Genomic DNA, 12,613 nt, shown 5'->3' with positions numbered 1-12,613 from the left:
TTTTGTTCTATAATCGGCAATTCATTTTTTTTGTTTTTCTCTTATAAGGATTTGGTTTTTAGTTAAAAAATCTATTTCAAGTTCCTTAACAATAGCAATGCTATTAAGAACATTGCTTAATTTTTCGTCTTCAAATTTTCCAGTTATTGTCATTTCCTTTAATTTCTTATTAGAAAAATTGATTTTGATATCATACCAGTTTTCAAGGATTATTGCGGCATCTCCCAAACTGGTATTGTTGAGCACAATTGAGTTTCTAGTCCAGGCGTTAAAATCTTCGCTGTTGTCTTTTGAAAGCACAGCTTGACTTCCTGTCTCAAAACTGAGTTGTTGGTTTTTTGTTAGAAATGTTTTTTCTGAAATTTCTTTAATATCCACTTCCACTTTACCAGTGTTCACACTTACCTTGGTTTTGCTGTTTTTATAAGCTTCAATATTAAATGAAGTTCCCAAAACCCTGGTTGTGATTTTGTCTGTTTTGACTAAAAATGGTTTTTCTGGGTTTTTTACAACCTCAAAATACGCCTCGCCCGTAAGTTGCAGTTCTCTATTATTTTTGAAGTTTTTTAAATAGCTGATACTACTGTTCGAGTTAAGGAAAACAAGGCTTCCATCAGGTAAATGAATGGTCTTCTTTTCTCCTTTGACAGCAACTACCGATATATTTTCATTTTTTATTAGACTGTTTCCTAAAAATGGAATCCCTATTAAGATGAGTACTATAGCTGCTATTTTTAAGGCTGTGGAATACAGATCTAATATTCTCTTTTTGGGCTTGCCGATTTTAGAGCTTATTTTTTTTAAGAGCAAATCCCTTTTTTCCTCGGTAAAAACATAAGGAATATCTTGATCACTGTCCTGAAGTTTTTTGAAGAATTCTTCCACCACCCTTTTCTCTCCTCTAGAACATTTGTTTTGGGCGTATTTTTTTGCTAACTGTATAAACTCTTCTTTTTGCACTAGATTTCTTTTAACAGATAGTCACATTTTTTAAAGCATTTACGTAGCCTAAAACTGAGTCATAACGTTTTGGTAATATTGCAGATCTCTATTTACATTAAAGAAACATTCCCGTAATAAGAATCGCCAGATGATAGACGCCAATGGTTGCTTTTAAATGTTTCAAAGCATTACTAATGTGCTTTTCTACAGTACGGACGGAGATACCTAATTGTTCGGCGATTTCAGCACTGGAATAATCCTCAAAACGGCTGAGTATAAAAACCTCTTGACATTTGGGAGGAAGTTTTTTTATCTCATCAAAAATATCTTTTTCAAACTCCTTGTATTCCAAATCTTTTTCGGTCTTAAAAGTGTTGGGCATATTGTGAAGGATTTCTATAAGCACAGGGGTGAATTTCAAATCCCTTATGTGATTTGCTATTTTATATTTCACTGACTTTATTAGGTAAGCCTCTAGATTTAGAATATTGGCCTCCTTAGATTTCTCCCATAAACTAATAAAAATTTCCTGAACAATGTCCTCCGCTATTTTTTCATCATTATATATCTTAAAAGCATAGGCAAAAAGCCTCTTCCAATAGCGATCAAAAATCACTTCAAAGGCTTGATTACTGCCTTCTTTTACATGTTGTTGCAGTTCACTGTCGCATAAATTTGAAAGTGTGGTTTTCATTTTTTTGTGGATTTTTACAAATGAAAACAATCATATAGAAAGAAAGGAACCATTAAGTTTAAGATTTAGTTACCAAAAGATTACTAATTTAAAATGATTCCTTTTGTAATTTCGGGAATTTAGAATAGTTTCATCTATTTTTAAAAGAAAGGTCAAACTGAATGTATAAAAGCTCTTTGGGCTCGATTCGGTAAAGTGAGGAAAAAAGAGTGAGGAAAAATAAAAATTACAGAATAAATCAATTTATTCTAAAAAAAACAATGCCTAACAATCAGTACTTTACAAATTCCCAAAAGTAAAATTTCAATTTTCATACCCCTGAGGTCATGGGGTAAAATCTCGTTCTCGCTACACACAAACTATTAAACAACAACTGTTTAATGGTTTATTTATGCTCTCAATCAAGTAAAAAAGCATTTCAAAATATTAAGAGTGAGAAATTAGTGTTCTCGTGGAACCCACGTATTGAAGGAACTTAGGTGTTTTTTATAATGTCTTTGAAGTTTTTTTCCGTTCAGCCCAAAAAATCTACCAATGGTGTGACAGTCTGTAGCGCTATTATCTATTAATTTCTTTTAAAAAAGCCGAAAACTCTTCAGTCATGCGAGTTCCTTTAGCAACTAAAACCCAGTCTCTTTTAATAATTCCTCCTTTAGATTTATTAGTCCAACGGAGTCTTTTAATATGCAAATACACTAATTTTCCTCTTAGAGGAAAATCTTGAATGATAATTTCATCCTGAAATCCTTTCGAGAGTAATTTAAGTGTATTAAACTCTTTCGGAGGCGTAATTTTCTCCTCAAAATATAGGTGTAATATTTCCTCTGTGTTTTCAGCAGAAACAACTTCAAAGTGTTCAACTAAAAAATCCGGCAGCATGAATTTTAAAAGGTCTATAGAAGTCATCTCAAATTGTAGTTCGACAAATTTCTAATTTTTTTTTTACAATTCCTCCACAGGTTTTGCTCTTGATCCAGAATCAATCTAAAAGTCTAACCAAACGGTCACCAATATCTTTAACTTTTTCAATATCCTTTTTTTGTTGTTAGATAGCTTTTTTTTACTTATTCCAATTTGCTCCTTGCATGCCTTTAATTCGAATTCAAACTGAAGCACCTATTTATTATATCTGTCACAAACAAAATTTGAGTTATCAAAATATCGGTTGTCCGAATTCTATCTTTTCGCTACTATTTAAGGCTGTTAAAATTCTTCCCCTACAACATGCATCCTTTCCTCTAGAAAGTTTCATTGAATTTGATCATATACCATTTTAACAAAAACAATTATTACATGTTTATTGGAAGTATTGTGGGCTGTCAGGGTTTACAATCAAATACCTTACACCTGTTTTGACTTTTTTTAAAAATCTAAAATAATATAAATTATAAAAAAAACAACGCCAATATCTTACATTGGCGTTGTTTGTCTTCTTGTGTCTTGTCAGTGGCTAAAATCTAATATTTAATATCATTCTTCGATAATTTCAAACCTATTCGCACATTGTTCAAATTCTATTTGCATTTGATAAAACTAAATTAGCTAATCACCTTGAATATAATTAAATAAAGATTCTAATACACTATTCTATTGACATGATAATAAATTCACTTCGCCTATTTAGTTGATGTTCTGCCTCAGAACATGCAACGCCATCTGAACATTGATTTACGAGCTGTGATTCTCCATATCCTTTTCCGGTCAATCTACTTTTGTTAATGCCATTTTGAACAAGCCATTGAATGGTCGATTTTGCTCTTCGGTCTGATAAAGCCATATTGTATTTTGCCGTTTGGCGACTGTCAGTATGCGAACGAACATCAATTTTCATATTAGGATATTGGTTCATTACAGCTACAATTTTCTCTAGCTGGAATGCTGCTGCTTTGGTGATAAAAGATTTGTCTAAATCAAAATAAATCAACGGAATAGCAAGTGTTTTGGCTAAGTCAGTTCCAGATTGTATGGTTTTAATTCTTTTTTCTAAAGCGATTTTTAGATTTTCTTTTCCTGTTTTTGATTCAATTGTAATAGGCGTTTCTTTGGTTTCGTACTCTTGTTTTTCGGCTCTCACATAATAGCTCTTGCCACAATTTACTTGAAATGTAAAATTACCAGCAGCGCCTGTCGTGATTTCAGCTAGTATTTTGAAGGACCTATCCAACAAGGTTACTTTTGTATTTGCTAAAACGATATTAGTCTCTACATCAACAATAGTCCCAGTTAGAGATTGTTCACAAACAAGTTTTTTGTTTTCAGAAAATTGATAAATATCATCGTAACCATTTCCACCTTCTCTATTAGAAGTGAAAAAGCCTTTTCTGGTTTCGTAATTAATGATAAAAGCAAAGTCATCTTGTCCAGTGTTAATCGGTGCTCCTATGTTTAGAACCGCTCCAAAACTATTGTAGCCATTTAGTTTCGTTACATAAACATCAAGTCCGCCTAAACCCGGTCTTCCGTCGCTAGAAAAATAAAGTTCATTGTCTCCTGAAATAAATGGAAATGTTTCTCTCCCTTCGGTATTAATTCCTGCGCCAAGATTTTCAGGTTTTCCGAAGCTTCCATCATTATTAATGGTTACGCGGAATAAATCCGATAGTCCTAAAGTTCCTGGCATATCGGAAGCAAAATACAATGTTTTTTCATTTAAACTAAGAGCGGGATGAGCCACGCTATATAGGTCGCTATTGAATGGTAATTCGGTAATGTTTGTCCATTTTTTATTTACATAATCAGCTTTGTACAATTTTAACAAAGTAATTCTTTTATCATCTTTTCCTCTTTTACCTTCCAAGAAATTGTTTCTAGTAAAGTACATAGTTTGACCATCTTTTGTAAAAATAGGTGTAGATTCGTTGAATTTAGAATTGATTTTTCTGTCAAAACGTTCGGGTTCTCCAATTGTTCCATCTGATTTTAATTCAGCTGCATATAAATTGGTAAACGATTGATTCGTCCATTTTTGAGTCTTTTTGGCGATTCCTCCAGTATCTCTTGCCGAGGCGAAAACTAGTTTATTATTATAAAAAGCACTTCCATAATCAGAATACTTTGAATTAATTCCTGCATCTGTTACTTCAAAACGACCTGAATTTAATTTAATTTGTTCTAGATAATCCTTATTGCTTTCAAATAAAAGTCCTCTTTTATCTGCTATTAAAAGCTTAGTGAAGGTTTCTAGGGTTTGATCTGCTTTGGTATAATTTCCAGATGCTTTCAAGGTTTGTGCATATCTATAATAATATTCAGGTTCTTGCTTTGTATTCATAGCAAAAAGGGCATCATACCATATTAAAGCTTTAGTTAGTTCACCATTGAAATAGTACGCGTTTCCTAGCTTTTGGAACATTTCTTCGTCTTTATATCCTTTTTCGGCCACTTTTTCGTAAGTAGCTATTGCATCGATATAAGCATATTTATTGTAATTATTATCAGCCTTGGTTAATGCTGCCTTTTGTGCGCTTGCATTTAATGCCAGTAGGATAATCAAACCTGTATAAAGTATTTTTTTAATTTTCATAATAGAAGGATTAGAAGAATCGAGGTGAAGTTATGCGGCTATATTTATTTAAAATTTCGAAACGTAGAAATATTTCGTGGGATCCTGAATTGTAATTGCTTAAATTGGTAGTTTCACGATCGTAAGCATAACCCAAAAACATTCCATCAGTTATCTGAAAGCCAACCATTGCACTTAATGCAGCACTCCATCGATAAGCAATTCCCACTGTAAATTTATCATTAAATAGAAAATTAGCAGAAAGATCTACTTGTAAAGGAGCACCTTCAACCATTTTAGTTAAAATTGCAGGTTTAAATTTCACGTATTCATATCTATCTAAGTTGAAGACATAACCAGCCATTAAATAGTAATTGATTTTGTCCTTGTATATGGTAACATCATTATCACTGTATCGACTAGTTTCTATGAAATTTGGGACGGATAAACCAATATATGCTTTGTCAGAATGCCAAAAAATTCCAGCACCAATATTAGGCGTAAATTTATTTCCGAAATCTTGTAAACTTGGATCTCCTTGGTTTTCCGGATTTAATTTGTTAACATCCAGATTGAATAAGTTCGCTGTAGCTTTTATACCAAAAGAAAGTTTAAAATCTTCTGAAGTTGGAACAGAGTAAGATAAATCGGCTGAAAAAGTATTTTCGTTAGTGGGGCCAATTTTATCATTTATCAAAGATAAACCTAGTCCAAGATTGCTATTGGATATGGGTGTGTTTATTGAAAAAGAGCTGGTTTCTGGTGCACCATCTAATCCAACCCATTGTGTACGATACAATCCGAAGATACTCAAAGCTCCACGAGAGCCGGCATAAGCAGGATTGATATTTATTGTATTGTACATATATTGTGTAAACTGCGCGTCTTGTTGCGCAAATAATGTGCTTGAGGAAAACAGAAAAAATAGAATGATTTTTTTCATAATTTTTATTTTTAAAAAAATGGCTTAGCTTAATTCACTAAGCCATTTCAAATTGTTTTAATGATTACTTATTAAGAAATAAATAACCAGCTTGCTGATGCATATTAGAATCGCTATCCTTGTATTTGATTACATAGAAATAAGTTCCTACAGGTAGTCCATCGGATTGTTTAATGGTTGTGCGTCCCTCAGACTTTCCTCTAAAAGCACGCTCTTCATTGTTATAATGATCACGATCAAAGACTAAAACTCCCCAACGGTTATAAATTTCAACCGTATTATCAGGATAACATTCTAGACCTTGAACATAAAAACGTTCGTTTTGATTGTCTCCATTTAATGACAGGGCATTGAATACTTTTATAATACACCCTTGAATTGAAAGGACTGTTGGGCTATCTCCATTTGGATCAGAATTGTCAGAGCTGTCTTTCACCTCAATTCCTAATGGATTTTTAGCAGTCACGAAAGCTTGATTTGATACTTTACCGGCATTAATATCACTTTGTTTAATGGTATAAATCCCTTTGAATGTAGAAGTATCACTTTGACCAACTGCTAAATTGATAGCGCTCCCTGTCATCACAATTCCTGGAAGAGGATCAGTAATAGTCACATTTGTTAATCCTACGTTTCCAGTATTTGTTATTGTGAAATTATACGTAATTGTTTCACCTGCTTCTGCATTTCCATTATTATTAGCATCATTAAAAGTTGCCGTTTTAATTAAACTTATACTTGATTTTTGTTCTAAAATTGTAACGGTACAAGTTGGGCAAACACTCATATAAAATGGGTCATTTACAGATAATGGTGATACATCTTCGGAATCTTCTAAAATTTTATTTCCTTTAGGATCATCTCCTTCAGCTAAAGCTAAATTGTAAACGGCTCCCAAATCTATGTCAGCTTGTGTAATAATATATTTTGCTGTAAATGTTATTTCATCAGTTTTTGAAGGTTCTAAAGATGCAATTGGTCCACCTAAAACAGTAACCATTGGATCTGTTATCACAATGTTTTTAATGGTTACATTTCCTGTATTGATTACTTTAAAACTGTAATCGATTACGTCACCCACACTTACTTTTCCATCATTATTAAAATCAGTATATTTTCCTGATTTCATAAGTCGCAATTTTGGATTCTGGGTTAATAGTGTAGTAGTTGGGTCATTTTTACCAATCAACATAGGGTTGTTACTATCCGATGTATTTGATATGGGATTGCCAACAAGTGGACTAGCAGTAACCAAAGCCTGATTATTTACTATTCCAGCATCTACATCATTTTGCTTAAGCACATATACTGCTTTAAATGTTGTAGTATCTTCATTATTGATATCTAATGCAATTGGACCGCCAGTTACTGTTACCATTGGATCAGTTACAACAACATTTGTTAAGGACATTGTTCCTGTATTTCTAACATCAAAATTATAAGTAATTGTTTCTCCTGATTGAGCAAAACCATCTCCATTAATATCATTGAAAGTTGCCTTCTTGATAATTTCAATACCTGGTGTTTGAACCAAAACGGTTACTGTTGCCGTATCACAGATTCCTGAATTAGCCACTTGACAAATAATATAAGTGATAGGATACGTTCCTGGAGCTGTATTTGGCGCAACTGTAATAGTTCCATCAACATTCAACGTTAATCCTGTTGGAAGAGGAGTTGAAGTTGAAACTACTACGTCAGCTGGTATAAAATCTACTCCATTTAAAGTATCATTCTCAAAAATAGTTGGAGTTTTTCCACCAGTTGTTCCGTTGATTGGAGTAGCTGTGTCATTCGTAGCATCGATAGTTGTAACCACAACTGTAGCGATAGCCGTATCGCAGATTCCTGAATTAGCCACTTGACAAATAGTATAAGTGATAGGATATGTTCCTGGAGTTGTATTTGGTGCAACTGTAATAGTTCCATCAACATTCAACGTTAATCCTGTTGGAAGAGGAGTTGAAGTTGAAACTACCACGTCAGCTGGTACAAAATCTACTCCATTTAAAGTGTCATTAGCATAAATACTTGGAGTTTCTCCACCAGTTGTTCCGTTGATTGGAGTAGCTGTGTCATTCGTAGCATCGATAGTTGTAACCACAACCGTAGCGATAGCTGTATCACATATTCCTGAATTAGCCACTTGACAAATAGTATAAGTGATAGGATATGTTCCTGGAGTTGTATTTGGTGCAACTGTAATAGTTCCATCAACATTCAACGTTAATCCTGTTGGAAGAGGAGTTGAAGTTGAAACTACCACGTCAGCTGGTATAAAATCTACTCCATTTAAAGTGTCATTATCAAAAATAGTTGGAGTTTCTCCACCAGTTGTTCCGTTGATTGGAGCAGATGTGTCATTCATAGCATCGATAGTTGTAACCACAACAGTAGCGATAGCCGTATCACAGATTCCTGAATTAGCCACTTGACAAATAGTATAAGTAATAGGATAGTTTCCTAGAGTTGTATTTGGCGCAACTGTAATAGTTCCATCAACATTCAACGTTAATCCTGTTGGAAGAGGAGTTGAAGTTGAAACTACTACGTCAGCTGGTATAAAATCCACTCCATTTAAAGTATCATTATCAAAAATAGTTGGAGTTTTTCCACCAGTTATTCCGTTGATTGGAGTAGCTGTGTCATTCGTAGCATCGATAGTTGTAACCACAACTGTAGCTTTGGCAGTAGCACAATTTAATGGAAAAGCAACCTCACAGATTGTGTAATCAAAAGTATAGGTTCCAGCGAGGGTTCCTGCCTCAACATCGACACTTCCATTTGAATTTAGGACTAATCCAGTAGGAATCCCAGTGGTTCCAATAGTTATATTGACATCTGCTGGGGTAACTACAGTCGAATTATTTATTTGGTCATTAGAATAGATGTTAAAAACATTAGTCGCACCAACTGTTCCGTTAATTCCGTTTATGCTATCATCTTGGGCAATGATTGGATATTTAGTTTCCGTTATTGTTGGGGTATCATTATTTTCATCTGTTCCAGATATATCCGATACCGGATTATTACTTCCGTCAGTTCCTTCAGCTTTAGCAGTATTTGTTACTTTTGAAGCAATAAGATCGGCTTGTGTTACAGTATGATTTGCTGTTATGTTTACAGATGCTCCAGGCGCTAGTGAGCTAACTGATGCGGGAGAAATACTTCCGTTATCTGCATTAATATCTGTAATAGCAATGTTTATAACTGGAACTTTACCAGTATTAGTAAGTACAAGATCATAAATAATAATATCTCCTACCTTATTTTTAACACCAACTCTGGCTGTTTTTACAAGTGTTAATTTTGCTAAAGGAGTAGCGGATTCTTTATTGTTAGTAATAATAATATCATTGTTATCACCTGTTACGATTGCTGTATTTGTAACAGCACCAGTAGCTTTTATAGTAGCATTAATTGTTAGCGTAGCAGTTGCATTAACCGCTAAATTTCCAACGGTCCATATTCCGGTAGCTGGTGCATAACTGCCTACAGTAGGTGTTGATGAATTAAGAGTATATCCAGACGGCAAAACATCTGTTACTACAACATTACTATCTGCATTTGGTCCATTGTTAGCCACGACAACTGAAAAGATAACTTCATTCTCACCAGGTCCATCAGATACTGTCTTTGTAACTCCGCGGTCACCACAAACGCTAACATAAACAGCAGCAGATTTTCCTGTAACACCACAATCACGTGTTCCTGTAATAGAATAGTTTCCAGTTAATATTGGGACTAGAGATTGACTATTTGCTCCTGGTAGGAGTACGCCGTCTAAATACCATTGATAGGGTTCTAAACCCCCATCTGCGGTTAAAATATTGATGGCGCAGCCATTACTGTCTTTTGTAACTTCTGGTAAAGCTGGTGTTTCATTGAAAGAAGAAAAGAATCCTGACATCGAAAATCCTCCTCCTTGTTGAACAACGCCTACATTCATTCTGGCTGTAGAATTGATAATAAGATTGTCTGGGTTTCCAATTAAAATATTGTCAAACTGTATTTGGTAAAACCCTGTTGTACCAATTTGAAAACGAGGCTTGCCTGTTTTTGTCTCAAGGTTATCGCCATTTACATAAACAATATCTGTAGGTGACTCTACTAATATAAATCCAAAATAAGGTAGTAAATTGGCTGATAAACCTCCTACATATTCTCTATATTTACTTGTAGAAGTCCATTTTGAGCCAGAACATCCCCCCACAGGAAGTGAAGTTGCAATATCAACTTCGCAGCCTTGGGCAGTTCCAGAATAAACAGCAACTGGATGATTTGATTTGATTTCAGAAGAAGAATAACGATTTGCAGCATCTCCATGATGAATAGACTGAAAGCTACCACCCAAGGCAAGTGTATAGGTTTGAGAAGAAATTGAAACACCTAAAGTATCATAATTTTTAACTACAACTGTGGTGTTGGGCTCCGTAGCAATTATAGTAGTCTGTTCTGGCAGATTTGTTCCTTTTCCTGCAGTACCACTTCCTCTAATTACAATATAGTCACTTCCCAATATACTTATGGGAGCCATTTGGTCTACTGTTCCGTCACCGCAGCCTCCAGGAGCATCTGTGTAAGCACCTGTATTTGCAACGATAGGTTTGTTTGCCTCTAGTAAATCTCCAATCCCATTAGGTTGGATTAAATAACTTTGGCCTTTATTTAAGAGAACAAGATTAGATCCGTTTAGCTTTACTTGTGTAGCATTATCGATGGCCATAATAGCATAAATAGGTCTTTGAGCAGTTCCGTTAAAACCTAATATTCCATTAAAATCACTTCTATAATAGCCCAAACGAAAAGAGGTTCCTCGGCCTTCGTTACCAAAACTGACTAATGAGGCATTTCCTTTTATTGTACCTCCATTTGTGTCTCCTCCAGAACTACTAGCTTGATCTGAAGCAACATTTCTAAGATTTACAGATACTTTTCCTCCTACAGCTTCGATAATTAAACCAAGATCATTTTCAATCTTGCTAACTTTATTATTAGGTAAATTCCAAGGCAAGCCTGCAAAACGTGATATATCTGGTGATGCGGAGGTTACTGTTCTTGTGTCTAGCAATGTTCCATCACTTTTCTTTAAAGTGACGGTGACCGGTGTGATAGACTCGGTTGTAAGTATAATTTCATTTGCATTGCTCCAATATTGCCATGGTGAAGGGGCTATATAATGCGTGGTTGCATATTGTGCGTTTGCTTTATGGAATACAAGAGCAAATAAAATCAACACAATCATTTTTAGTTTCATTCTCATTGTTTAAGATTTAGATTGCCGCCAAAATTAGTCGCCAATGCAAAAAAAACAGTGCCAAATAATTAGGCTGTACGCCTTGCTAAAAAATTGACACCTATCTATTATCTTCGTTTTCAGCTGATTGTGCTATTTTATTTTTATTTGTAGAAAATAAATGATTAACAACATATTTTGGGATGTATTTATCTCTGATTTGCTATTGTATTTCCTGAAAAGAATATTCAGTAGGAGTTTTGCCTGTTATCGTTTTGAAGTTGCGATTAAATGACGATTTCGAATTGAATCCTGATTGAAAAATAAGCGTTTCTAATCGAATGTCTTTATCTTTTAAAAGTATGTTACAAGCGTACTTTATTCGATAGGAATTGATAAATTGATTGAAGTTTGTACCTAAACGAAGACTAAGCAATTGTGTTAAATGGTATTTTGGAATCTTGAGTTCTTTAGAAAGCTTGCCTAATGATAAATCGATATCTAAGAAAATTTTACTTTCACTCATAAAAAAGTATAGTTTTTCTTCATATTCATCCAGTTGTTTTTCCGTAATTTTTACTTTAGTATATTTATCTGGTTTTGTGACTCCCTTGCTATTTAGGGATTGTGTAGTGATTTCACCTCTATCCCTATTAATTTTGTAGAGAAAACAATACATATAAATAACTATTGCCAATATGCTAGAATAGAGTATCAAACGATTAATATAGAGATTGTTAGTATTTTGTTTTTCATGCACAAACGCTACATAGGAGAAAATGGCAATGAAAACTAAAAACATTCCTATAGTGAAAATAAATTCCTTGACTTCAGGTAAAAAATCAGGGCTGTTGACCCTTTTCTTTTGTAGAATGGAAGCTAAGACATAGCACAAAAAAGAAATAGGTATTATTGTGTTTAGAATTTTTAGATTTCTATTGATTGTGATAATGCTTGATAAATCTGGAAAAAAAATCAAGATATAAGAAATGGCAAAAGCTAAAAAGGGCACCAAGTGGAAAAACCAAATATATCGATTGAAATTTATATTTTGTAGTTTAGAATTTGTATAGTAAAAAATTGGACCATACAATAGTGCATATGGCGCGGCAGTGCTTAGATAGGGTTGCTCAGGAATTAACCATTCACAAAGAAAAATGTGAAAAATATGGATAAAAATTAATGCAAGATTAATCTTTATAGTAGTGTAAAAAGCCTCTTTGCTTTTAAGAAGTTGAAAAAAACTAATGACACAAAAAAATAATATTAGAAGAAGAATAGCTTTAATAATCATTA

General features: G+C 33.9%; 7 protein-coding genes. All 7 read right to left on the bottom strand.

Features of this window, described 5'->3' with window-relative positions; genetic code table 11:
* Window positions 1–21: 21 nt before the first annotated feature.
* Window positions 22–960: a FecR family protein gene (locus tag ACVEGE_RS15310; RefSeq protein ID WP_192502002.1), complete on the bottom strand. Its 939-nt coding sequence runs from the start codon at window positions 958–960 to the stop codon at window positions 22–24.
* Between the two features lie 97 nt (window positions 961–1,057).
* Window positions 1,058–1,636, bottom strand: coding sequence for an RNA polymerase sigma factor (locus ACVEGE_RS15305; RefSeq protein WP_192502003.1), 579 nt, complete (start codon window positions 1,634–1,636; stop codon window positions 1,058–1,060).
* 558 nt (window positions 1,637–2,194) lie between these two features.
* A complete protein-coding gene (locus tag ACVEGE_RS15300; protein ID WP_192502004.1) occupies window positions 2,195–2,542 on the bottom strand; it encodes an ISAon1 family transposase N-terminal region protein in 348 nt (115 codons plus the stop codon).
* Between the two features lie 676 nt (window positions 2,543–3,218).
* Entirely contained in the window at window positions 3,219–5,159 is a 1,941-nt protein-coding gene (locus ACVEGE_RS15295) for an OmpA family protein (RefSeq protein WP_192501680.1), read from the bottom strand.
* 10 nt (window positions 5,160–5,169) lie between these two features.
* Complete coding sequence (locus tag ACVEGE_RS15290; RefSeq protein ID WP_192501679.1) at window positions 5,170–6,081, bottom strand: PorP/SprF family type IX secretion system membrane protein; 912 nt, start codon at window positions 6,079–6,081, stop codon at window positions 5,170–5,172.
* A gap of 64 nt (window positions 6,082–6,145) precedes the next feature.
* Window positions 6,146–11,344 carry a DUF7507 domain-containing protein gene (locus ACVEGE_RS15285; protein WP_192501678.1) on the bottom strand — a complete coding sequence of 1,733 codons (5,199 nt, stop codon included), beginning with the start codon at window positions 11,342–11,344 and terminating at the stop codon, window positions 6,146–6,148.
* Between the two features lie 196 nt (window positions 11,345–11,540).
* Window positions 11,541–12,611 carry a helix-turn-helix domain-containing protein gene (locus tag ACVEGE_RS15280; RefSeq protein ID WP_192501677.1) on the bottom strand — a complete coding sequence of 357 codons (1,071 nt, stop codon included), beginning with the start codon at window positions 12,609–12,611 and terminating at the stop codon, window positions 11,541–11,543.
* Between the last annotated feature and the right edge of the window lie 2 nt (window positions 12,612–12,613).

Source organism: Flavobacterium sp. PL002 (assembly GCF_054165825.1).
This window is presented reverse-complemented; position numbering and strand designations above follow the sequence as displayed.